Annotated in this window: 19 protein-coding genes and 3 pseudogenes; 21 read left to right on the top strand and 1 reads right to left on the bottom strand. The window is 64.0% G+C overall.

Annotated elements, in window-relative coordinates; genetic code table 11:
• Nucleotides 1-116 precede the first annotated feature (116 nt).
• The 14 genes and pseudogenes from H2O14_RS03630 (at nt 117) to H2O14_RS03565 (ending at nt 16590) form a co-directional block, all read left to right on the top strand.
• A complete protein-coding gene (locus H2O14_RS03630; RefSeq protein ID WP_182826553.1) occupies nt 117-1334 on the top strand; it encodes a deoxyguanosinetriphosphate triphosphohydrolase in 1218 nt (405 codons plus the stop codon).
• 62 nt (nt 1335-1396) lie between these two features.
• Nucleotides 1397-3151, top strand: coding sequence for an arginine--tRNA ligase (gene argS, locus H2O14_RS03625; RefSeq protein ID WP_182826552.1), 1755 nt, complete (start codon nt 1397-1399; stop codon nt 3149-3151).
• A 65-nt stretch (nt 3152-3216) separates the two neighbouring features.
• Nucleotides 3217-6462, top strand: a complete 3246-nt coding sequence (locus H2O14_RS03620) for an SPOR domain-containing protein (RefSeq protein WP_182826551.1) — start codon at nt 3217-3219, stop codon at nt 6460-6462.
• Nucleotides 6463-6588: 126 nt separating this feature from the next.
• On the top strand, nt 6589-7605 hold the full coding sequence (gene nagZ / locus H2O14_RS03615) for a beta-N-acetylhexosaminidase (protein WP_182826550.1): 1017 nt from the start codon (nt 6589-6591) through the stop codon (nt 7603-7605).
• Nucleotides 7606-7614: 9 nt separating this feature from the next.
• A pseudogene (locus H2O14_RS03610) lies at nt 7615-8486 on the top strand (segregation and condensation protein A).
• A 28-nt stretch (nt 8487-8514) separates the two neighbouring features.
• On the top strand, nt 8515-9189 hold the full coding sequence (scpB, locus tag H2O14_RS03605) for an SMC-Scp complex subunit ScpB (protein WP_246697513.1): 675 nt from the start codon (nt 8515-8517) through the stop codon (nt 9187-9189).
• A 53-nt stretch (nt 9190-9242) separates the two neighbouring features.
• Nucleotides 9243-10340 (top strand): annotated as a pseudogene (locus H2O14_RS03600) (ABC transporter ATP-binding protein).
• A gap of 31 nt (nt 10341-10371) precedes the next feature.
• Nucleotides 10372-10563 carry a twin-arginine translocase TatA/TatE family subunit gene (locus tag H2O14_RS03595; protein ID WP_182826548.1) on the top strand — a complete coding sequence of 64 codons (192 nt, stop codon included), beginning with the start codon at nt 10372-10374 and terminating at the stop codon, nt 10561-10563.
• A 51-nt stretch (nt 10564-10614) separates the two neighbouring features.
• Entirely contained in the window at nt 10615-11340 is a 726-nt protein-coding gene (gene tatB, locus H2O14_RS03590) for a Sec-independent protein translocase protein TatB (protein WP_182826547.1), read from the top strand.
• Complete coding sequence (gene tatC / locus H2O14_RS03585) at nt 11337-12143, top strand: twin-arginine translocase subunit TatC (protein WP_182826546.1); 807 nt, start codon at nt 11337-11339, stop codon at nt 12141-12143. Before tatB ends, tatC begins: the two co-directional genes overlap by 4 nt.
• A 116-nt stretch (nt 12144-12259) precedes the next feature.
• Nucleotides 12260-13543: a serine--tRNA ligase gene (gene serS / locus H2O14_RS03580; RefSeq protein ID WP_182826545.1), complete on the top strand. Its 1284-nt coding sequence runs from the start codon at nt 12260-12262 to the stop codon at nt 13541-13543.
• Nucleotides 13544-13547: 4 nt separating this feature from the next.
• Entirely contained in the window at nt 13548-14312 is a 765-nt protein-coding gene (gene surE, locus H2O14_RS03575; protein ID WP_182826544.1) for a 5'/3'-nucleotidase SurE, read from the top strand.
• 1 nt (nt 14313) lies between these two features.
• Nucleotides 14314-14967: a protein-L-isoaspartate(D-aspartate) O-methyltransferase gene (locus tag H2O14_RS03570; RefSeq protein WP_182826543.1), complete on the top strand. Its 654-nt coding sequence runs from the start codon at nt 14314-14316 to the stop codon at nt 14965-14967.
• Between the two features lie 174 nt (nt 14968-15141).
• Complete coding sequence (locus H2O14_RS03565) at nt 15142-16590, top strand: peptidoglycan DD-metalloendopeptidase family protein (protein WP_246697281.1); 1449 nt, start codon at nt 15142-15144, stop codon at nt 16588-16590.
• A 71-nt stretch (nt 16591-16661) separates the two neighbouring features.
• Here H2O14_RS03565 and H2O14_RS03560 read toward each other — a convergent pair whose 3' ends face one another.
• The gene (locus H2O14_RS03560; protein ID WP_182826541.1) at nt 16662-17525 is read right to left on the bottom strand and encodes an ATP-binding protein; all 864 of its coding nucleotides are present in this window, start codon (nt 17523-17525) and stop codon (nt 16662-16664) included.
• 199 nt (nt 17526-17724) lie between these two features.
• Between H2O14_RS03560 and yajC the strand changes: the two are divergent.
• The 7 genes and pseudogenes from yajC (at nt 17725) to H2O14_RS03530 (ending at nt 23572) form a co-directional block, all read left to right on the top strand.
• A pseudogene (gene yajC / locus H2O14_RS03555) lies at nt 17725-18071 on the top strand (preprotein translocase subunit YajC).
• Nucleotides 18072-18137: 66 nt separating this feature from the next.
• Nucleotides 18138-20690: a protein translocase subunit SecDF gene (gene secDF / locus H2O14_RS03550; protein ID WP_182826540.1), complete on the top strand. Its 2553-nt coding sequence runs from the start codon at nt 18138-18140 to the stop codon at nt 20688-20690.
• Between the two features lie 3 nt (nt 20691-20693).
• Nucleotides 20694-21083 (top strand): Mth938-like domain-containing protein, encoded by a 390-nt coding sequence (locus H2O14_RS03545; protein ID WP_182826539.1) that lies wholly within the window; start codon nt 20694-20696, stop codon nt 21081-21083.
• A gap of 3 nt (nt 21084-21086) precedes the next feature.
• Nucleotides 21087-21404, top strand: a complete 318-nt coding sequence (locus tag H2O14_RS29230; protein WP_409526900.1) for a squalene/phytoene synthase family protein — start codon at nt 21087-21089, stop codon at nt 21402-21404.
• A complete protein-coding gene (locus tag H2O14_RS29225; protein WP_409526899.1) occupies nt 21326-21664 on the top strand; it encodes a squalene/phytoene synthase family protein in 339 nt (112 codons plus the stop codon). The genes H2O14_RS29230 and H2O14_RS29225 overlap by 79 nt, the downstream gene beginning before the upstream one ends.
• A 370-nt stretch (nt 21665-22034) precedes the next feature.
• Nucleotides 22035-23228 (top strand): extensin family protein, encoded by a 1194-nt coding sequence (locus tag H2O14_RS03535; protein WP_182826538.1) that lies wholly within the window; start codon nt 22035-22037, stop codon nt 23226-23228.
• 89 nt (nt 23229-23317) lie between these two features.
• Nucleotides 23318-23572, top strand: a complete 255-nt coding sequence (locus tag H2O14_RS03530) for a hypothetical protein (RefSeq protein WP_182826537.1) — start codon at nt 23318-23320, stop codon at nt 23570-23572.
• The last annotated feature ends 57 nt before the right edge of the window (nt 23573-23629 follow it).

Here is a 23629-nt window from a genome sequence, read left to right as displayed (position 1 = left end):
TCCGTTGGGTGAGTTGATGATACGCCAAAAGAGAAGCTTCGGGCAATGTCCTGCTTTTATTGACTGGACGCACTAGGTAAGTAGGAGGCTCACAGGCGTCAATGGGAATGGAGTTCATGACGATAGACAGGCAGGCCCTCGGTTTCGGCGTCGGCGCGCTCGCGCCTTATGCCGCGGACGCCTGGAAGACGCGCGGACGACTGTTTTCCGAAGGCGGCAGCCCGACGCGCTCCGATTTCCAGCGCGATCGCGACCGCATCGTCCACACCACCGCTTTCCGGCGCCTCAAGCACAAGACGCAGGTGTTCATCGCCCATGACGGCGATCATTATCGCACGCGACTGACCCACACGATCGAAGTGGCGCAGATCGCCCGGGCTCTGGCGCGCGCGCTGAAGCTGGACGAGGACCTCGCCGAGGGCGTGGCGCTGGTGCATGATTTCGGCCACACGCCCTTCGGCCATACCGGCGAGGATGCGCTGCACGCAGCCCTCGAACCCTATGGCGGTTTCGACCACAACGCCCAGTCGCTGCGCATCGTCACCAAGCTCGAACGCCGTTACGCGGAATTCGACGGCTTGAACCTGACTTGGGAAAGCCTCGAAGGGCTCGTCAAGCACAACGGCCCGCTGGTCGGCCCGGACGGGCAAGGGACGCGCGGTCCCGTGCCGCAACCGATCCTGGACTACTGCGCCCTTCACGATCTCGAACTCTCCAATCACGCCAGCCTGGAAGCCCAGGTGGCGGCCATCGCCGACGACATCGCCTACAACACCCATGACATCGACGACGGCCTGCGCTCGGGCTACCTGACCTTCGACATGCTGGAGGAAGTGCCCTTTCTGTCGGGGCTGATCCGTGAGGTGCGGGACCGTTACCCCGGTCTCGAGGCAAGCCGGCTGACCCATGAGATCATGCGCCGCCAGATCACCCGCATGGTGGAGGACGTGATCGGCGTCACCCAGCAGCGGCTCAAGGATGTGAGGCCGGAGACAGCGGACGACATCAGGACCGCAGGCCTGACCTTCGCGAGCTTCGCCGAGGACATGGCGGTCACCGACAAGCAGATCAAGAAGCTGCTCTTCACCCATATTTACCGGCATCCCGAGATCATGCGCATCCGCGCCGGCGCCGCCCAGATCGTCACCGATCTCTATTCCGCCTTCATGGCCGCGCCGAAGGAGATGCAGAGCCATTACTGGTACGATCGCTTCGACAGCATGCCCGAGCAGATCAAAGCGCGCCATGTCGGCGATTATCTCGCCGGCATGACCGACAATTACGCCGTCGCGGCCCATAGGCGCTTGTTTGACCACACACCGGATTTGCGATAGGGCAGCCCGCGACAAGGCTGAGACGGCGGCTGCACCAGCGACCGCCGCCGAAAGGATATGCGATGAACCTGTTTGCGGAATTCGAAACCCGGATCAAATCCATCCTGACCGACAAGGTCATTCCGGAGGACAAGCGTGGCGCTGATCTCGCCCGCGTCGTCGTCGAACCGCCGCGCGACGCCTCGCATGGCGACCTCGCAACCAATGCCGCCATGGTTCTGTCCAAGCCGATGGGCATGGCGCCGCGCGCGCTGGCCGAGGAGATCATCAAGCATCTGAAGGAAGACGCCGATGTGGCCGAGGTGGCGGTCGCCGGCCCCGGCTTCATCAATATCCGCCTTTCCGGCGCCTATTGGAGCCGTTTCCTCGCGGGGGTGATCGTGGCGGGCGAGGCCTATGGCCGCTCGACCATCGGCGGCGGCCGCAAGGTCAATGTCGAATATGTCTCGGCCAATCCGACCGGCCCGATGCATGTCGGCCATTGCCGCAACGCGGTGGTGGGCGATTCGCTCGCCAATGTGCTGATCGCGGCCGGCTATGAGGTCACCAAGGAATATTACATCAACGACGCCGGCTCGCAGATCGATACGCTGGCCCGTTCGGTCTTCCTGCGTTACCGCGAGGCGCTGGGCGAAACGATCGGCGATATTCCCGAGGGCCTCTATCCGGGCGATTATCTCGTTCCGGTCGGTCATGCGCTCAAGGATGAATTCGGCTCGAAGCTTCGCGGCATGACCGAGGCCGAATGGATGCCGATCATCAAGGAACGCGCCATCGACGCGATGATGGCGATGATCCGCGACGACCTCGCCATGCTCAAGGTCCATCACGACGTGTTCTTCTCTGAGCGCTCGCTGCATGCCGATGGCGGCGCGCTGATCCAGAGCGCCATCAACGACCTGACCTATAAGGGCCATGTCTATCGCGGCTCGCTGCCGCCGCCGAAGGGCCAGGTTCCGGAAGACTGGGAGGACCGCGAACAGGTGCTGTTCCGCTCCACCGATGTCGGCGACGACATGGACCGTCCGTTGATGAAGTCCGACGGCTCCTACACCTATTTCGCCGCCGACGTGGCCTATTTCAAGAACAAGTACGATCGCGGCTTCTCCGAGATGGTCTATGTGCTGGGCGCCGACCATGGCGGCTATGTCAAGCGTCTCGAAGCGGTGGCGCGCGCCGTGTCCGAGGGCAAGGCCAAGCTGACCGTGCTGCTCTACCAGCTGATCAATCTCTACAAGGACGGCGAGCCGTTCAAGATGTCCAAGCGCGCCGGTAATTTCGTCACGCTGCGCGATGTGGTGGACGAAGTCGGCTCCGACGCCGTCCGCTTCATGATGATCTATCGCAAGAGCACCGAGCAGCTCGATTTCGACTTCGCCAAGGTGACGGAGCAGTCGAGCAACAACCCGGTCTTCTATGTGCAATATGCGCATGCGCGTTGCGCTTCGGTGGTCCGTCAGGCGCTGGAAGCTTTCCCGGATCTCGATATCGGCGCCGAAGCCCTGTCCGAAGCGGCGAAAAAATTGATTACCGACCCGAACGAGTTGCAGCTTGTCGCTAAACTGGCAGAATATCCCAGATTGATCGAATCAGCCGCCTCCGCGATGGAGCCGCACCGCCTGCCGTATTACCTCTACGACCTGGCGGGCGTTTTCAGCGCGCATTACAACAAGGGCCGTGATAATCCCGAGTTACGGTTTGTTAAGGCTAACGATAGAGAATTGACCCAGGCCAGGCTTGGGCTGGTGCGCGCCGTTGCTGCTGTTCTGAAATCCGGATTGTCGATTCTCGGCACATCCGCGCCGGACGAGATGTAACGAAGCCACCATTTGCCCACAATGCGCTGGCATGTTCTGTGCGAGATGCGTGATCGAGTGGTGAAATGGCAGATAACCAGCGGGTGCTGAAGAAAAACGCCGACGACGGCTTCCTGGCGGAAGACGATCCGTTGGCAGAGCTTGCCCGGATCGTCAATTTCGACCTTCCCGTCACGCCGAGCCGCGCGCGGATCTCCACGCCTCGGCGGGAACCGGAATTCAATCTCGAGGACGAGCTCCTCAAGGGGCTCGAACAATACGAGGTCGAAGACGACGCGCCGGACCTGAGCGCGGAAGCCGCCTTCGTCGCCCCGAATGTCGATCACGACGTTCGCTCCGCCGCGGCGCCTGTCGTGCGCGAGCGATCGGTCGAGCCGTCATTCGGCCCCGTTCGGGAGGAGCCGGCCTTCTATGCGCCGGTCGAGCCTGTCGCGAGCCCCGTTTCCGAGCTACCCTACGTCCCGTCGCCCGCCGAACCGGTCTTCGACGCCGCGCCGCAGCCGCGTCTGGATCCCGTCGGTCGATCGCTGTTCGATCTTGAAGAAGAGATCATGCAGGAATTTGCGGCTTTTGACGCCCGTCGCGACGGGCCGGCGCCGCAAAACGCCTTCGAGCCGACGCTCTCCCGACGCGAGCCTGAGCCGCCGGTCTATGCCCCGGCGCCGGAAGTCGCGCCGCTGCAGGCGGATGACGACCTCGCGGCAGACGGCTGGCGTCTGGAAGACGCCGATTTCGCGCAAGGCGACGGCGCGCTCGATGTCGACGTCGAGCCCGAAACACAGCCTCTCGTCGAGGAGCAGCATACTTTCGTCGAAGCTCACTGGGACGACGCCGACTATTTTCCGGCCGATACCCTGGTGGAAGCGCTGGAAGACGAATTGCATCGCTCCATGGCCGATTCGCTCGATACGGCCGATGTCGAAGACCACGTCATGGAAGAGCCGCGCGTCGCGCAGGAACATCTCGCCTGGTCCACTCCTTCTGTCGATCCGGCCTCCTTCGACGACGACGCCTTCTGGCGTGAGCCCGAGGCCGATGTTTCCGTCGTCGAGGAAGAGGCTGCGCCTCAGCCCCGTTCTCAGCCGTCGACCGCGGACGCCATGGCGCTCGACCGTCTTTTGGCCGATGTCGAGCGGTATCCGGTGGTCACGCGCTCCGGCTGGTCGCGCTCGACCGCCTTCGCGCCCGTCGGCGGCAATTTGGCTCCGGCGGCTCGCGAGCCGGCGATCCCGCTCGTCCCTCAGGCCGAAACGGTTGCGCCTCCGGTCCCGTCGCCCACTGCTCAGGCGTCGGCCCTCGCATCCGTCGCGGTTCAGCCGGCGGTCGAAAAGGCGCGCGAGGACGTCGTGGAAACATCCGACGAGGACGACTTCCCGTTTTTCTCCGATGCCGAACTCTTCGATGAAAACGCGTTCGAACTCGATCTTCGTGAAATCGAACTCGATCTCCTCGACGTGATGGACGATGCGCCGCCCGCCAAGCCGGTTGTGGCCGCTCCGGAGCCGGAGCCGATCGACGATTCCTATCCTGCGGTGGAGAACATCGCGAAGCCGGCGCTGGAGGCGCCCGTCGTCATCGACGCCGCTCCGGTGCGATCCGACATCGGGGACCTGACCTCGTTGCCGTTCGATCCCTCGCAGATCTCCGTCGAGGAAGATGCGCTGGAGCCTTTGGCCGAGATCGACGTGCCGGAACTTCCGGTGGTCGAACAGGAACAGGCCTCGACGGATCCGGCCGATTACGATCTCGATATCGACGCCGATATGGCGGAGTTTTTCGCCGCGCGTCCCGAGCCGGCGGCGATCCTTCCGAGCCGGACGCCGGGGCGCGTCGAAAGCGCTGCTCAGCTTGCGGCGGCGCCTGAAAAATCGACTGGCGATTTCGACGAGTTCGAAAAGGCGCTGGAAGAGGATTTCCGTCGTTCGCTGTCTGAAAACCGCGCCACCGTCAATCTCGACCGTGTTCCGCTCACGCCTGTCGACGTGGAAGAGACGTCGGACCGCCGCGGTCGTTCGCGGCGGGTTCTGGTTCTGGCGGCATCCGTCGTCGGCGTCGCGCTGCTCGGCGGCGCCGGCGTCTACGCGTTCATCGGCGGCGCCGGCGGCCTGGTCGCGACCTCCGGCGAACCGAAGATCATCCTCGCCGACAAGGAACCGATGAAGGTTGCGCCCGAAAACCCGGGTGGCCAGAAAGTGCCGAACCAGGACAAGGCGGTCTATGACCGCGTATCGGGCGCGAGCACCGAAGAGGCGAAGCAGCCTCGTCTCGTGACCTCGAACGAAGAGCCCGTCGACGTCGTCCAGAAGACGCTGATGCCGGAAAACCTGCCCTTGGACGACGAACAGGACGCCATGGGCACACCGACCGAAGACACGACCGACGCCCGGCTTCTGCCGGAAGGCGCGACCGAAAACGTGTCGACTTCGGAAAAGGTCGCCACCGGCGTCGCGCCCCGCAAGGTGCGCACCATGATCGTCCGGCCGGACGGTTCGCTGGTGCCGCGCGAAGAGATCGTCGCCGACACGGCCGCCGCCACGCCGGATGCGCCGGCGACAGCGTCCGCCCAGCCGGTGGACGTGCCCGAGCGGCTGCCGCCGGATGATATTTCGCGCACCATCGAGCAGGCTTCGGCCGATCCGTCCGTAGGCCAGGAACAGGCGGCCCGCTCGGTGCAAGCGGCTGCGACGCAAACGCAGCCCGTCGCCGACACGCAGTCCGCCGCCGACAACCAGACCGACGCTGCCGAAACGGCGACAGGCGATCCGACGGATGGCGCGGTGATCACCGATCAGGCCGCGATCGCCGCCGCTTCGCAGGTGGACGTGCCTGCCGCGACCGACGCGACCGAAACCGCGCCGGCGGAACAGCCGCCCGCTCAGCCGGTCGAAACCGCATCCGCGCCGGCAAACACGCCGGTGCCGAGCAATCGCCCGGTCGAACAGCCGGTCAACGTGATCGGCTCCGTCACCGATCAGGGCCGCGTCACCGACGACCCGGCCGCCGCGCCGCAGACGGCGAATGCAGAGCCGCAGACGCAAGCGCCTGTCGCCCAGACGCCGACGCCGGCCGGCTCCTATGTGATCCAGATCGCCTCGCTGCCCAGCCAGGCCGACGCCGAGTCCTCCTATAAGCGTCTGTCGACGAAATTCGCCGGCGTGATCGGTGGCCGCGGCGTCGATATCAAGCGGGCGGCGATCGCCAACAAGGGCACCTATTATCGCGTCCGCATCCCCGTGGGTTCCAAGCAGGACGCTCAGGAGCTCTGCGCCCGCTACAAGGCCGCCGGCGGTTCCTGCCTTGTTTCCAAGTAAGGTTTACGATTAATCTGCGCGCGGCCGGGACATTTCGTTCCGGCCGCGCGTGTTTCCAGCCCATCGGGCCGCGGACCCCGTCGTTCCGCGCCCGCGATCTGCGAACAGCGACACGAAAGATCATCCATGAGCGATATCAACGCCGTCATCTTCGGGGCGAGCGGCCTCGACCTCACCGAAGCCGAACGCGCCTTCTACCGCGAGGCCAATCCCTGGGGCTTCATCCTGTTCGCGCGCAACATCTCCGCCGACGCCGAGCAGATCAAGCGCCTGGTCGCCGATATGCGCGACAGCGTCGGGCGCGATGCGCCCGTCTTGATCGACCAGGAGGGCGGGCGCGTCCAGCGCATTCGCGAGCCGCTTTGCCCGCGCTATCCCTCGGGTCGTGACCTCGGCGACATCTGGCGGCAGGACCCGGCCAAAGGCGTTCGCGCCGCCTGGCTGATGTCGCGCCTGCACGCTTTCGACCTCCTGAAGCTCGGCGTAAACGTCGACTGCCTGCCGGTGCTCGACGTGCCGATCGAAGGCGCGAGCGACGTGATCGGCAATCGCGCTTACGGCAAGAATCCCGAAATCGTCACCCAGATGGGGCGCGCCGCGGCCGATGGCCTCAAGGCCGGCGGCATGCTGCCGGTGATGAAGCATATGCCGGGCCATGGCCGCGCCTTCGCCGATTCTCACCATGATCTGCCGGTGGTGGACACGTCGCTCGAGGAGCTTCGCGCCCATGACTTCCCGCCCTTCAAGGCGATGGCGAACGAGGTGATGGGAATGTCCGCGCATGTGGTGCTGACCGCTGTCGATCCGGACAACCCCGCCACGACCTCGCGGAAGGTGATCGAGGAGATCATCCGCGGCGAATTCGGCTTCGACGGCCTGTTGCTTTCCGATGACAGCTCCATGAACGCGCTCAAAGGCACGCTGGGCGAACGCGCCCGCGCCATCGCCTCCAACGGCGTCGATGTCGTGCTCCACTGCAATGGCGCGATGCCCGAGATGCTGGATGTCATCGCGCAGGTGAAGCCGCTCGCCGGCAAGACGAAAGAGCGCGCCGACCGCGCCGAAGCCGCCTTCGCCGCTCCCGACGACAGCAATGAGGCCGATCTCCGCGCCGAATTCGCCGCACTCCTTCCCACGGCGTGAGGCGGAGCTATGGCGGCAGGGGCTGACGCGCAGGATCAGGCGCCTCTCGAGAAACTCTGGGAGGATCGCCCCGTCCGTGTCGACGAGACCCTGCCGGCCGCCGAGGTCGAGCCGGCGCTGGTCATTGATGTCGGCGGCTTCGAAGGGCCGCTCGACTTGCTGCTCCATCTCGCCCGCAATCAGAAAGTCGATCTCGCCCGCATTTCGGTTCTCGCGCTGGCCGAGCAATATCTGGAATTCATCGAAAGCGCCCGCCGCGTGCGGCTGGAGCTGGCGGCCGATTATCTGGTGATGGCCGCCTGGCTCGCCTACCTCAAGTCGCGCCTGCTGATCCCGCAGGCGCCGAAGGACGACGGTCCCTCTGGCGAGGAGATGGCGGCGACGCTCGCCTACCGGCTCCGACGGCTCGAAGCGATCCGCGACGCGGCCATGCGGCTCGTCAACCGCAACCGGCTGGGCCGGGACTTCTTCGCCCGCGGCGCGCCGGAATTCATTCCCGAAGAGCGCAAGTCCGCTTATGACGCCTCGCTTTATGAACTCCTGTCCGCCTACGCCAATCTCCGCCAGCGGCAGGCGATCACCAATGTCACCATCCAGCGGCGCAAGGTCTGGTCGCTCGCCGACGCCCGGTTGATGCTGGCCCGCCTCGTCGGCGCGCTCGACGATTGGACCGCGCTGGACACATTCCTGATCCGTTACGCGAGCGATCCGGAAGAGCGTGCCACCGCCATCGCCAGCTCCTTCGCCGCCACGCTGGAGCTGATCCGCGAACGCCGCATCGAGGTGCGGCAGGAGGGGGCGTTCCAACCCATCTTCATGCGCACCGGCTCGAACCCCATCACCGACGCCGACTCGAAGCCATGGAGGCGGGACGTGACTGACGCGCTCGCGCCTGAAACCATCGCGCTCATGGGCGACATCTTGAATTCCGATGCGGCGCGGGCGGCTGAAGCGCTGATCTTCGCCTCCGCCAATCCGGTGTCGGAACATTATCTCACCGAGCGGCTGCCGCGCGGCGCTGACGTGCCGCGCATCCTCGCCGAGCTCAGCCGCTTCTATGCTGCGCGCGGCGTCAACCTGGTCAAGATCGACGGCTTCTGGGCCTTTCGCACCGCCGCCGATCTGTCCTTCGCCGTGCGGCAGGAAGGACAGGAGCCCAAGAAGCTGTCGCGCGCCGCGCTCGAAGTGCTGGCCATCATCGCCTATCATCAGCCTGTGACGCGCGCCGAGATCGAGGACATCAGGGGCGTGCAGACGTCGAAGGGCACGCTCGACGTTTTGCTGGAAGCCGGCTGGGTCAAGTTCCGTGGCCGCCGCCGCACGCCGGGCCGTCCCGTGACCTTCGGCACCACGCGCGATTTCCTCGATCACTTCGGTCTCGAAGAGATCCGCGATCTCCCCGGCATCGAGGAACTCAAGGCCGCGGGCCTGTTGACCGGACGCATTCCCGCCGGATTGTCCGCGCCGATCCCGAAGAGCGACGACGAGCTTGCCGGCGACGAGGACCCGATTACGCAGCTCGATCTCGAAGAACTCGGCCTCTTGACACCAGGGGTGAAGCGGATGAATAGCGTCATCTTTTAATATGCGGGCCTCATCCCGCCGGGATAGAAACGCCAGTGCCGAGCAACAACAGCCTGAAGGATGCGCAGAGCCCCCGCCGATCGGCCGGCGTGACCTTCGCCGCCGGGCTGAGCTTCGAAAACATCACCCATAGCTATGGCGACAAGCCGATCCTTCTCGATCTCTCGCTCACCGTCGAGCCGGGCGAAGTGCTCTGCCTGCTCGGTCCGTCGGGTTCGGGCAAGACGACGCTTCTGCGCATCGCAGCCGGCATCGAGGCGCAAAGCGCGGGCCGTGTTCTTCTGAACGGGCGCGAGATCGCCGGCCCCAACGCTTTTCTGCCTCCGGAGCGGCGCGGCGTCGGCCTGATGTTTCAGGATTTCGCCCTGTTTCCGCATATGACCATCGTCGACAATGTTCGTTATGGACTGACGGCGTTGCCGAAGGACAAGGCGAAGGCCGAGGCGCTCAGCGCTCTGGAGAGGGTCGGGCTTTCGGACTATGCGGACGATTATCCGCACAGGCTCTCCGGCGGGCAGCAACAGCGCGTCGCTTTGGCGCGCGCGCTCGCGCCCCGGCCCGCCGTTCTGCTGATGGACGAACCCTTTTCCGGCCTCGATTCCCGGCTGAAGGACTCGATCCGCGCCGACACGCTGTCAATTTTGCGTGAGGCGAGGGTGACCGCGATCGTGGTGACCCATGACGCCGAGGAGGCCATGCGCATGGCCGACCGCATCGCGCTCCTCAAGGACGGTCGATTGGTGCAAGTTGGACCCTCCGAAACGCTCTCTATCGGAATCCGGCCAATCTCTTCGCCGCGTCGTTCTTCTCCGAGGTCAACCTGATCGAAGGCGTGGTTTTACGCGGCCAGGTCGAAACTCCGCTCGGCGCAATCGCCGCCCCCGGCATTGCCGAACAGAAAACTGTGGATGTCGCCCTGCGGCTGTCGGGCCTGAGAATCGCCCCGGACGGCGAGGGGCGCCAAGGCGCGCATCCTGTCTCGCCGCTTTCTGGGCGTGGTCGATATGTTCACACTGGCGGTCGAAGGGCTCGATGAGCCGATCCGGGCGCGCATCAGGGCGGACGAAGTGCCGCATGGTCTCAGGGATGTCGTTGTCTCGGTGAACGAACGTGATACATTGGTGTTTGAAAAAGCCATAAAGACCGACTAAGTCTTGTTGGCACAAAACTGGGAGTGTGAGCATGGGTTCCTTTAGCGTATGGCACTGGCTGATCGTTCTGGCCGTCATTCTGATTTTCTTCGGCCGCGGCAAGATCCCGGAATTGATGGGCGACGTCGCCAAGGGCATCAAGAACTTCAAGAAGGGCATGGCCGAGGAAGAAACCGCCGACAAGACGCCGTCCGTGGACCACAAGGCCGACGAAGTGAAGTAACAGGACGCCGGCAGGGGCGGCCCGAGCCGCTCCAGCCGCAGGATAATCAACATGCTGGAAGTCGGCTGGAGCGAGATCCTCGTCATCGCGCTCATACTCATCATCGTGGTGGGTCCCAAGGACCTGCCTGGAATGCTCAGGACGTTCGGTCGCATGGCGACCCGCGTGCGCGGCATGGCCAACGAGTTCCGTTCACAATTCGATGAGGCGCTTCGCGAAGCCGAACTCGACGATGTTCGAAAAGGTCTGAGCGAGGTCAACAAGCTCAACCCGACCAACAGCCTCCGCGACGCCATCAACCCGATCCGCAAACTCGGCGAGGACATCAAGTCCGACCTGCGCAAGGCGACGGATATCAAGGACGAGTCCAAGCCGTCCGTCACGGGCCCCGAGGCGGAAAAGCCGGGCGAGCCCGTGGCCCCAGCGGCCAATCCGGTTCTGGAGCCGGTTGCGGCGCTCGCGCCCGCGCCTGCCGATACGCAAGCCGAGGCCCTGAAAACGCCGCCGGCCGTCGTCACTCCGGCGTCGCCCCCGGCGGTGATCGAGCCTAAGCCTGTTCCGGCCGTGGTGGAAGCCAATCCGCTTCCGGTCGTCGTGGACGAAAAGCCCAAGGCCAAGCGGACATCCAGGCCCAAGCCGGAAAAGGCCGAAGGCGAGGTCGAAAAGCCGGCGCGCGCGCCGCGCAAGTCCACGGCCAAGACGGCGGGCGAAGCGGCGGATGCGCCGAAGCCGCGGAAGAAGCCCGCCAAGAAATCCGATGAAACCGGTGACGCATGACTGAAGAGATCGAGGACAAGCCGCAGCCGCTCATCGAGCATCTGATCGAACTGCGCCAGCGACTGATCTGGGCCGTCGTCGCGTTTTTCGCAGCCTTCCTGGTGTGCTTCTTCTTCGCCAAGGAATTGTTCAATGCCTTGGTCGTACCCTACCGCATCGCGGTGGAATGGGCGCATCTCGACGTTTCCAAGACCGAACTGATCTACACCGCGCCGCAGGAATTTTTCTTCACCCAGATCAAGGTGGCGATGTTCGGCGCCATGGTGATCGCCTTTCCGGTGATCGCGACGCAGATCTACAAATTCGTGGCGCCGGGTCTCTACAAGAACGAACGCGCCGCGTTCATGCCGTTTCTCATCGCTTCGCCGGCCTTGTTCCTGCTGGGCGGCGCGCTGGTCTACTTTCTGTTCACGCCCATGGTCATGTGGTTCTTCCTCTCCATGCAGCAAGCGGGCGGGGAAGGGCAGGTGGCGATCTCGCTGATGCCAAAAGTCTCGGAATATCTCAGCCTGATCATGACGCTCATCTTCTCCTTCGGTCTGGTGTTCCAGTTGCCGGTGGTGACGTCGCTTCTGGTGCGCGTCGATCTCCTGAGTTCGAAGACGCTGGCGGAGAAGCGCAAATACGCGGTCGTCATCGCCTTCATCGTCGCCGCCGTGCTGACGCCGCCGGATCCGATGTCGCAGCTTGGTTTGGCTATTCCGACGATCATTCTCTATGAAGTCGCCATCTATGCCGCGAGACTGATCGAAAAGAGCCGCCGGCTTCGGATCTCCGAAGAAAGCGCCGACGGATCGGCCTGATTTGACGGGCAAGTCGCGCTTGCGGCTTGTTTTTCCGCTCTCCGCGCGCCAAAACCACGGTGATCCGGAATCACGCTTGTCGGGATTCCGCCCCTGAGCCAAGAGACGGTGTTCACATGCTCGATATCAAATGGATTCGCGACAATGCGGCGGCTCTCGACGCCGCGCTCTCAAAGCGCGGAGCCGACGCCCAGTCCGCAACCCTGATTTCGCTCGACGAGGCGCGCCGCGCCGTCGTCCAGAAGGCGCAGGACATGCAGTCGCGCCGCAACGCCGCCTCCAAGGAGATCGGCGCGGCGATGGGCCAGAAGAACATGGAGCTGGCCGAAAAACTCAAGGCCGAGGTGGCGGCGATCAAGGTGGATCTGCCCGCAGCCGAGGAAGAAGAGCGCCGCATCACCGCCGAGCTCAACGACGCGCTGTCGCGCATTCCCAACATACCGCTCGCCGATGTCCCGGTCGGCAGGGACGAGAACGACAATGTCGTGGCGCGCGTCACCGGCGACAAGCCGCGCTGGAACCATCCCGCCAAGGAGCATTACGAAATCGGCGAGGCGCTGGGCTGGATGGATTTCGAAGGCGCCGCCAAGATCGCCGGCGCGCGCTTCACCATCCTCAAGGGCCAGCTCGCGCGGCTGGAACGCGCCATCGGCCAGTTCATGCTCGACACGCATACGATGGAGCACGGTTACACCGAAGTGCAGCCGCCGCTGATGGTGCGCGACGACGCCATGTACGGCACCGGCCAGCTGCCGAAATTCGCCGAAGACCTGTTCCGCACCACCGACGACCGTTGGCTGATCCCGACGGCAGAAGTGCCGCTGACCAATCTCGTGCGCGAGCAGATTCTCGAGCACGACGCCCTGCCGATGCGCCTCACCGCGCTCACCCCCTGCTTCCGCTCGGAAGCCGGCTCCGCCGGCCGCGATACCCGCGGCATGCTGCGCCAGCACCAGTTCAACAAGGTCGAGCTCGTCTCGATCACCGACGCCCAATCCTCGATCGCCGAACATGAGCGCATGACCGAATGCGCCGAAACCGTGCTGAAGAAGCTCGGCCTGCATTTCCGCACCATGACGCTCTGCACCGGCGACATGGGTTTCGGCTCGCAGAAGACCTATGACATCGAGGTCTGGCTGCCGGGGCAGGACACCTATCGGGAAATCTCGTCCTGCTCGGTCTGCGGCGATTTCCAGGCGCGCCGGATGAATGCGCGCTATCGCGACCGCGCCGACAAGGCTGTCAAGTTCGTGCATACCCTCAACGGCTCCGGCACCGCCGTGGGCCGTGCGCTGATCGCCGTGATGGAAAACTATCTCGATGAAGACGGCTCCATCACCATTCCGGACGTGTTGCTTCCCTATATGGGCGGCCTGAAGAAGATCGAGAAAGCGAGCTGACATCATGCGGATCCTCCTGACCAATGACGACGGCGTCCATGCCGAGGGGCTGGCGGTGCTGGAACGCATCGCCCGCACGCTTTCGGACGATGTCTGGATCATTGCGCCGGAGACCGATCAGAGCGGGCTCGCTCATTCGCTGACCCTTTCGGAGCCCCTGCGGCTCCGGAAGATCTCCGACAAGCATTTCGCCCTGCGCGGCACGCCGACCGACTGCGTGATCATGGGCTGCAAGGAAGTTCTGCCGGGAACGCCCGATTTGATTCTCTCCGGCGTCAACGCCGGCGCCAATATGGCCGATGACGTGACCTATTCGGGCACCATCGCCGGCGCGATCGAGGGCACGCTTCAGGGCGTCAAGTCTTTCGCGCTCAGCCAGGCGGCGGCCTATGTCGATGGAGAACGCGTCACCCCTTGGGAGATCGCCGAACTCTACGCGCCGGACCTGATCCGGAAGCTGCTTAGTGTGGAAATGCCCGCCTGGACGCTGATGAACCTCAACTTCCCCAACTGCGCGCCTGCCGAGGTAACCGGTGTGGACGTGACCTCGCAGGGCAAACTCGATTTCGGCGTCAATGTCGAACGCCGCATCGATGGCCGCGGCTTCCCCTATTACTGGCTGAAGTTCGACAGCCGCCAGGGCGATTTCCGGGAGGGCACCGATATCCACGCGCTGAAGGCCGGCAAGATCTCGGTCACGCCGTTGAAACTGGACCTGACCGATTACAGCCTGCTCGACCGGATCGATCAGGCCCTGAAGAGCGCCTGACATGCCCCATAGCGTGAGCAGCAAGGAAGGATTTGCCGCTCTCTGCCTTCGGCTGCGCGCCAAAGGCGTCACCAGCGCCGAGCTTCTCAACGCCATCGAGCAGACGCCGCGGCACCTGTTCGTGCCTTCGGACTTCATCTCAAGCGCCTGGAGTTCGCGCACGCTGCCGATCGAATGCGGCGCGGTGATGGAAGGCGTCGATCTGGCCGCCGTCCTGATCGACCTTCTCAAGCTGAAGCCGAGCCATCGCGTGCTGGAGATCGGCACCGGCAGCGGCTTCACCGCCGCCGTGATGGGGCGGGTGGCCGAACGTGTTTTGACCATCGATCGCTATCGGACGCTGGTCAATCTCGCCCAGGAGCGCATGGACAAGCTGGCCTTGCGCAATGTCATCGTCCGTCAGGCCGACGGCAATATCGGGCTCCAGGGGGAAGGAACCTTCGACCGGATTCTGATTACGGCCGGTTTTTCTGCATTCCCGCGAATCTATGCCGAGCAACTCGTGTCGGGCGGCGTCATGCTGGCGCCCGTGCTGGGCGAGGACGGCGTCGCCCGGATGATACGTCTCGTCAAAGCCGGCAGTCGTTTCGAGCGTGAAGATCTCTTTGAGACGCCTTTTCAGCCGATCGTCCAGCAGGTCGCGCAGACCCTGTGACTGAGGGCTTTGAGCCCTTTTACAAGACGTTGTTAAGGTTATCGTTTTCTAGATTTATTTTAAGGATGCCGGCGCAGTTAACCGCACGGTAACTCTAACGCGCTTTAATCATAGCCAAGGTAATGCGTTGCACGGGTTGCAGTCATGCGTAGCTATGAAGTCGTAAAGTCCAGAATGTCTTCCATCCGTTTGATCACGGTGCTTCTCCTCGCCGGCGCGGCGACCGGTTGCAGTTCGGATGTCACGCGTTTCGACAGCCTGTTCTCCCGCTCGCGGACGGACACGCTGACGACGGCGTCGGTTCCGCATCGGGTCAACGCCGTCAACGGCAAGGTTCCGACGCCGAGGGCCGAGTTGGCCCGTGGCGATGTGTCCGGCGACGCCGCGCTGAACCAGCCCTATCCGGGTCAGCCCTATGACGCCTTGGCCACGAGCACGGTTCCCGCGGCTCCCAGCCGCGTCCAGCGCGCCGAACTCACCGCCCCCGGCCAGAGCCAGGAGCGCGTGGCGCTCGCCCAGCCGATGCCGGCGCGTCAGGTCATGACGCTCGACAGCCAGCGGGCCGCCGATCCGATCCGCACCGGCAGCGCCCAGTCGATCTGGAAGGTGACCACGCGGTCGCCGCGCGTCGAAATCAAAAGCGGTCAGACCCTGTCCGGCCTGTCGGCCAAATACGGCGTGCCGCAGCGGGAAATCCTGCGCGCCAACAATATGGAAAGCGCCGCCGACCTGAAATATGGCCGAACCGTCGTGATCCCGGTGACGGATTCCATGGCCCAGGCCATGCCTCCGGCGGTCGAGACGTCCAAGAAGGTTCCGGTTCCGGGCAAGGCGCCGGCTCATGATCAGGCCGTTTTGCCGGCCACGGCGTCGCTGCAGGACAAGAAGAAGGCCGTCGACGCCAAGCTGGCCGATGCCGGCGACGCCCCCGATGGCGCAGGCTACGTGGTCAAGCCGGGCGATTCGCTCGCCAAGATCGCCCGCGCCAACAAGGTCAGCGTCGACGCGCTCAAAAAGGCCAACGGCATGGCGGTCGCCGATATCCGCATCGGCCAGAAGCTCGTCATCCCGGCCGCAGGCGCCATCGCCGCCGATCCGGTCAAGACCGCAGCCGTTCCGGAAGGCCAGGCCGTCAAGCAGGCGACGGCCGCCAAGCCGAAGACCTATACGCCGCCGGCCGCTGAAAAGAGCGTCGCCGAAGTGCAGAAGTCGTCCGACAACGGCGAAGACGCGCCCGACGCCACGGGCATCGGCAAGTTCCGCTGGCCGGTGCGCGGCGCGGTCATCGCCGGCTACGGCCAGAATGTCGACGGCGCGCGCAACACCGGCATCGACATCTCCGTACCGGAAGGCACGCCGGTCAAGGCGGCCGAAAACGGCGTCGTGATCTATTCGGGCAGCGGCCTGAAGGATCTCGGCAACACGGTTCTCGTCCGCCACGACGACGGGACCGTCACGGTCTACGGCAATGCGGCCGGCCTCAACGTCAAGCGCGGAGACAAGGTCACCCGCGGCCAGGTCATCGCCAATTCCGGCATGAGCGGCGGCGCAAAGCGTCCCAAGCTCCATTTTGAGGTCCGGCAGAACGCCGTGGCCGTCAACCCGATGACGTTCCTCCAGTAAGTATTGCGTCGGAGGATCGCGCGTGAGAAGCCCGGCCCCTCAGCCGGGCTTCCTTCGTTTTCGAGGCGGCTTCAGAGCGTCTGCCGCAGGCGACCCGCGAGATCCTGGATGAATTGCCAGGCGACGCGGCCGGAGCGCGAACCGCGCGTCGTCGCCCATTCCAGCGCTTCGGCATGAACGCGCTCGCGCTCGACCGTCAGCTTGAAGTAATCGGCATAGCCGTCGATCATCGCCAGATAGTCGTCCTGGCTGCATTTGTGGAAGCCGAGCCACAGGCCGAAACGGTCCGACAGCGACACTTTCTCTTCGACCGCCTCGGATGGATTGATCGCCGTGGACTGCTCGTTTTCGATCATGTTGCGCGGCAGAAGGTGTCGGCGATTGGACGTCGCGTAGAACACGACATTGTCGGGCCGGCCCTCGACGCCGCCGTCGAGCGCCGCCTTGAGCGACTTGTAGGACGTGTCGTCGTGATCGAAGGAGAGGTCGTCGCAGAACAGCACGATCCGCTCGTTGCTGGTCTTCAGCACCTCCATCAGCGCGGGCAGGGTGTCGATATCCTCGCGATGCACCTCGGCGAGTTTCAGCCGAATCGAGAGATCTTCGTTCACCGCGGCGTGCACCGCCTTCACCAGCGAACTCTTGCCCATGCCGCGCGCGCCCCAGAGCAGCACGTTGTTGGCGGGAAAACCCGCGCCGAAACGTTCGGTATTGTCATGCAGAATCGACTTGACGTGATCGACGCCTTTGATCAGCGAAAGCTCGACGCGGTTGGGTCTCGACACCGGCTGCAGCGCCAGCCGCTCGGGCGCCCAGACGAAGCAGTCCGCCGCAGCCCAGTCTACCGTCGGCGCTTTCGGGCCTGCCGTACGCTCGGCGGCGTCGGCCAGTCTTTTCAGTTCATTGAGGATCGCGGAGAGGATTTCATCGTTCATCGTGTCGCTCCTTTTTCCTGTTGGCGAGGCAGCTAACATGCGCGGCAGAGCCCCGAAAGGTCGGAAGCCGGTGAAAACGTCGGTTTACGAATGGTTATTTCCAAGCCTCCTGTTGCATTGACAGGCCATCTTCCTATATTCCGGCGGCCAGAAAACCGGCCAAATCTGGCCGTCCAAGTTTCATCGTCGGGAGTATCAGATGATTTTCACGGAAGCCTTCGCGCAGTCGGCAACGTCGCAGTCCTCGCCGCTGGGGGCGGTTTGGACATTCTTCTCCTCTTCGTGCCGATGATGGTCGTCTTCTATTTCCTGATCTTCCGGCCGCAGCGCCAGCAGGTCAAGAAGCGCGAGGAAATCCTGAAGAACATCCGTCGCGGCGATCAGGTGGTGCTCGGCGGCGGTCTGGTGGCCAAGGTCACCAAGGTCACCGAAGGCCAGGATGAGATCGAGGCCGAAATCGCCGAAGGCGTGAAGGTCCGCGTCGTCCGCGCCATGATCGCGGAAGTCCGCGTCAAGGGCGAGCCTGTCGCAGCCAACAAGCCCTGATTTTCAGACGGCGCGGTTCTCGCGCCGTTTCGCATTTTCGCCTGACGGAACCATATCGAGACGCTCATGCTCTATTTTTCGCGCTGGAAGGCCATCGCCATTTGGCTTGTGACGCTGGTCAGCATCCTGATCGCCGCGCCGAATTTCATCCCCAAGGATGTGCTGGACAGCATGCCGTCTTGGTTCCCGAAGACGACCATGACGCTGGGTCTCGACCTTCAGGGCGGCTCGCATATCATGCTGCAGGTCGAACGCAGCGACATCGTCAAGGAGCGCATGGAGACCGTGCTCGACGATGTCCGCGGCAATCTGCGCAAGGCGTCGATCGGTTATACCGGTCTCGCCACCCGTGGCCAGCAGGTGACGTTCAAGCTGCGCGATCCGAGCCAGATCGACGCCGCAAAGGAAGCCCTGAAGGACCTGACCCAGTTGGTCAGCGTCGGCGGCTTCGCCGGCTCCTCGATCCAGGAAGCCACGGTGAGCAACGCCGCCGATGGCTCCTTCGAGGTCAACCTCACCGATGAAGGCCTCAATTACCGCATCCAGTCCGCCGTCTCCCAATCGATCGAAGTGGTCCGCCGCCGCGTCGACGAACTCGGCACCACCGAGCCGCTGATCCAGCGCCAGGGCGTCGACCGCATCATCGTCCAGGTGCCCGGTCTCGACGATCCGCAGCGTCTCAAGGCCATTCTCAATAAGACCGCCAAGCTGACCTTCCACCTCGTTGACAATTCGATGCCGGTGCAGGAAGCCATGAACGGCCGTCCTCCGGCCAGTTCGGAAGTCGTCTACTCGAACGACGATCCGCCTGTCCCTTATCTTCTGCAGAAGCGCGCCATCCTGACGGGTGAAAATCTCGTCGACGCGCAGCCGGGCTTCAACCCGGAAAACAACGCCGCGATCGTCTCTTTCCGCTTCGATTCCGCCGGCGCGCAGAAATTCGGCCGCATCACCCAGGAGCATGTCGGCGAGCCCTTCGCCATCGTGCTCGACAATCAGGTGATCACCGCCCCCGTCATCAACGAGCCGATCCTCGGCGGCGCCGGTCAGATTTCCGGCAATTTCACCGCCCAGAGCGCCTCGGATCTCGCCGTCCTGCTGCGCGCAGGCGCGCTGCCGGCCACCCTGACCGTGGTCGAAGAACGCACCGTCGGACCCGGCCTCGGCGCTGACTCGATCCGCGCCGGCTTCATCGCCGGCGTAATCGGCCTCATCGCCGTGATCGCCTTCATGCAGCTTTTCTACGGCACGCTCGGCGCCATCGCCTCGGTCGCGATGGTGATCAACGTCGTGATGATCATCGCCATCCTGTCGATGCTCGGGGCGACGCTGACCCTGCCCGGCATCGCCGGCATCGTCCTGACGATCGGCCAGGCGGTCGACTCCAACGTGCTGTTCTATGAACGCTTCCGCGAAGAGGTGAAGGCCGGCAGGCCCATCACCCAGGCGATGGAGACCGGATTCAACAAAGCCTTCGGCACCATCATCGACGCCAACCTGACGACGCTGATCGCCGCCGTGATCCTGTTCTACATGGGCTCCGGTCCGGTGCGCGGCTTCGCCGTCACGCTGTCGATCGGCATCATCACCACCGTGTTCACGGCGTATACCGTGTCGCGCCTGATGATCTCGATCTGGTTGCGCCGCACCCGTCCGAAAGCGCTGCCAAAGGGCGTGCGCACCGGCTTCTTCGATTTCGCGCAGATCCGCTTTATGAGCGTGCGCAAATGGACCTTCGCAATTTCGGCGGCGCTTGCCGTCGCATCCGTGGTCGGTTTTGCGACCAAGGGATTGGAACTCGGCATCGACTTCACCGGCGGATCGATGATCGAGCTCAAGGCCAAGCAGGGCGACGCCAATCTCGGCGACATCCGCGATCGTCTGGGCGGCCTCAACCTCGGCGGCGTCCAGGTGCAGGGCTTCGGTGATCCGAGTTCGGTGCTGGTGCGCGTTCAGAGTCAGGACGCCGGCGAAAACGCCGAACAATCCGCCGTCAACAAGATCCGCGGCGAATTGAGCGAGGATTACGATTTCCGCCGCGTCGAAGTGGTTGGTCCGTCCGTGTCGGGCGAGCTTGCGATGACGGGCGCGATCGGCGTCGGCCTCTCGCTTCTGGCGATCATGGTCTATATCTGGTTCCGCTTCGAATGGCAGTTCGCCGTCGGCGCGATCGTGGCGACGCTGCACGACCTGTTGCTGACGCTCGGCCTGTTCGTGTTCACCGGTCTCGAATTCGACATCACCAGTATCGCGGCCATCCTGACCATCGTCGGCTACTCGCTGAACGACACGGTCGTGGTCTATGACCGAATGCGAGAAAATCTGCGGCGATACAAAAAGATGCCGCTGGAGGTGCTCATCGACACCTCGATCAACTCGACGCTGTCGCGGACCATTCTGACCTCGGTCACTACGATGATCGCCATCGCGGCGCTGGTTCTGTTCGGTGGCGAAGTCATTCGCGGCTTCACGATTTCGATGCTGTTCGGCGTCGTGGTCGGCACCTTCTCGTCGATCTATATGGCGGCGCCGGTCCTCATCCTCTTCAAGCTTCGGTCGGATGCGTTCGACAAGAAGGATGAAAAGGACGAGAAGGCGGGCGAAGCTCAGGCGGTGTAAGGCGTGGCCAGAGGCATCATCATCCGCGAACAGCATTTCCCCGGGCGGGCGCCGATCGACGCCTATGGCAACGGCGGCTTCCGGTTCGCCGATATGAGCCACAGGGGATCCATCCTCTGCCTGCCCTCGGGTATCTATGGTTGGGATGTCGCCGACGGGGCCGATATCGATGAGGCGGGCCTCGCGCGCGTATTGTCCGAGGCCGCCGAGATCGAGGTGTTGCTCGTCGGCACTGGCGTCAACCTGATGCCGCTGAAGCGACCGCTGCGGGATGCTTTGAAACAGGCGCAGATCTCCGCCGACCCGATGTCCACCGGGGCGGCGGTCCGCACCTTCAACATTCTGCTCGCCGAAAACCGTGCGGTCGCAGCCGCGCTGATCGCCGTGGAGTGAGCCATGGCCATGGGCCGCCACGACGCCTATGACGCGTGCCTGACCACGCTGCGTTCGACCGATCTCGACCGCTATCTGGCCTGTCTCCTGATGCCGGAAGACAAGCGCGGCGCAGTCGCCGCGCTCTACGCCTTCAACGCCGAACTGGCGCGGGTGCGCGACGTGGTGCGCGATCCTTGCCGGGCGAGATCCGCCTGCAATGGTGGCGCGATCTCGTCGAGGGGCAGGGCGCCGGCGACGCCATGGCCAATCCGCTCGCCGCCGGCCTCATACACGCCGTCGACGAATACAGGCTGCCGCGCCCGGCGCTGGCCGCGATGACCGAAGCGCGCATCTTCGATCTCTATGACGACCCGATGGAAAGCCGCCGCATGTTCGAAGGCTATGCCGGAGAGACGTCTTCCGCTCTCATCCAGATGACGACGCTGATCCTGGCCCCCGACGCGGCCCCCAGGCTCGCCGACGCCGCCGGTCATGCCGGCATCGCACAGTTGGTGGCCGGAACGCTCTTGCTGACGCCGTTGCATCGCAGCCGCAGGCAGGTCTATCTGCCGGGGACATCCTCGCCGCCACCGGCCTGACCGCCGCGACATTTCTGGACGGCGACGGGCCCGCCATGGCGCAGGCTCTTTCCGCCTTCATCGGCTACGGCCGCGACCATCTGGCCGCCGCGCGCGCCGCCGCAAAGACGAACTGGCGCAACCCGCCGCCGACGCCTATCTGCCGGTTGCTCTCGCGCAGGCGGTGTTCGACAAGGCGGAAAAACTCGGCCCGATCTGCCTGACAGAGCCGGCTGTTTCGCCGCAATGGCTCAGGATGTGGCGCCTGTGGCGCGCCCACCGCCGCGCCGGCTTCTGATTCTTCCGAGAGTTCCGCCAGGCTTTACGCTCCGCTAACCCTTTCGGCCTTAAACTGAGCAATCGTATCGGAATGTGGCCGACGGATGAGACTATGCGTATTGCGTTTTGCATCACTTGGAGCCGGCGTCTGCTGACGGTCGGCGTCGCCGTCGCGCTGACGTCCTGTTCGGGGGATCTTACGCCGCCCGCCGACATCGGCTCGGAAACCGTCTCCAGCGTCAAGGTCACCCGGCATACCCGACAGGCGACCTATGCGGCGCTCGTCAACGCGGCGCAGACCACCGAAAACGTCGATCCCTATCTCGACCAGCCCAATCTCGCCGGCATGGGCGACGCGAGCGCCGATCGGGCTGCTTCGCTGGATCAGCCGCTGGTCGACGCCGCGCCGCAGGCGGCCGGGCCGCTGGCTGCGGACGCGCAGGCGATGACGATCCCCGACCAGGGCGTCAATATCGACGACGGCCTCGGCGTTGCTCCCGTCGGGCTTGCGGAGGAACAGGCGGGCGACATCGCCGAGGGCGCCACGTCGCAGCCCGTCGTCGCCGGCGTCGGCACCGACGAACTCGTCGACATGTCGTCTCCGTCGACGCCGCAGACCGTGCCGTTCGACCAGGCGCGGGAGGCCAACCAGATCACGCTCCCCAGCCGTCGCAGGGACGCGCCCGAGCAGAAGGTGGCGTTCCTGCCGCGTTTCTCCGATCCGATGCAGGTTCCGGAATCCTATGGCGGTCTGACCAAGGCGGACAAGGCCTGCCGCCAGGATCTCGAGAAACTCGGCGTGCGCTTCCAGGACATTCCGGCGATCTCGAACGGGCCGAGCTGCGGCATCGCCCATCCCATTCTGGTCAGCGGCTTCGCGAGCGGCGTGCAGTTGAAACCTGCGGCCAAGCTGAACTGCAACGTCACGCGCGCCTTCGCCAAATGGGTGCGCAACGAACTCGTGCCCGCTTCCCGCTACCGCTATTTCTCCGGCATCAAGACCATTCACCAGATGTCGTCCTATTCCTGTCGCAAGATGAATTCTCGATCCAACAATCCCTGGTCCGAGCATGCGCGCGGCAACGCCATCGACATCGGCAAATTCGTTCTCAACAACGGCAAGGAAATCGACGTCCGCAAGAAGGGCTTCTTCCAGTTCCGCGAGAAAGGGCTGCTCAAGACGGTCCGCGAGGATTCCTGCCGCTATTTCACCACCGTGCTCGGGCCCGGCGATGCCTATCACGGCGATCACTTCCACTTTGATTTGCGCGCGCGCAAGCGTGGATATCGCCATTGCAGTCTCTGACCGCGGCCACAATCGTTAAGATTTTTTGTTTCGCCATGAACAGTCCTTAATGGCGGCGCGTTATAGCGGCGACGAAGAGAGTTGCCGCCATGACCAAAACATCGATTTCGAGATTTTATAAATTCGCCAAGCCGACTTTGCTTGCAGCCGTTCTTCTGCTGACCGGCGGGAAATGGTATTCCTATGTCGCCCATGCCGACAGTCCTTTCGATGATGTCGGTGCGAGCCTGAACGCGATGATGCCGGGACCGATCAACCGGTACGGCTGTGGCATGTTGCGCAAGCGTTTCGGAGATCTCCCTATTCCGCCCAAGGGATGTGACGTCGATGGCCAGTGGAAATAAGGCTCCGTACAGCCGATCCTGACGGATTGGCGGCCGGCGCGGCTTGCAGCGCGACCG

It is taken from the genome of Rhizobium sp. G21, from assembly GCF_014158035.1.
GTDB lineage: Bacteria > Pseudomonadota > Alphaproteobacteria > Rhizobiales > Rhizobiaceae > Rhizobium_E.
Note: the sequence above shows the minus strand (reverse complement) of the source record. Positions and strands in the feature narration are given on the sequence as shown.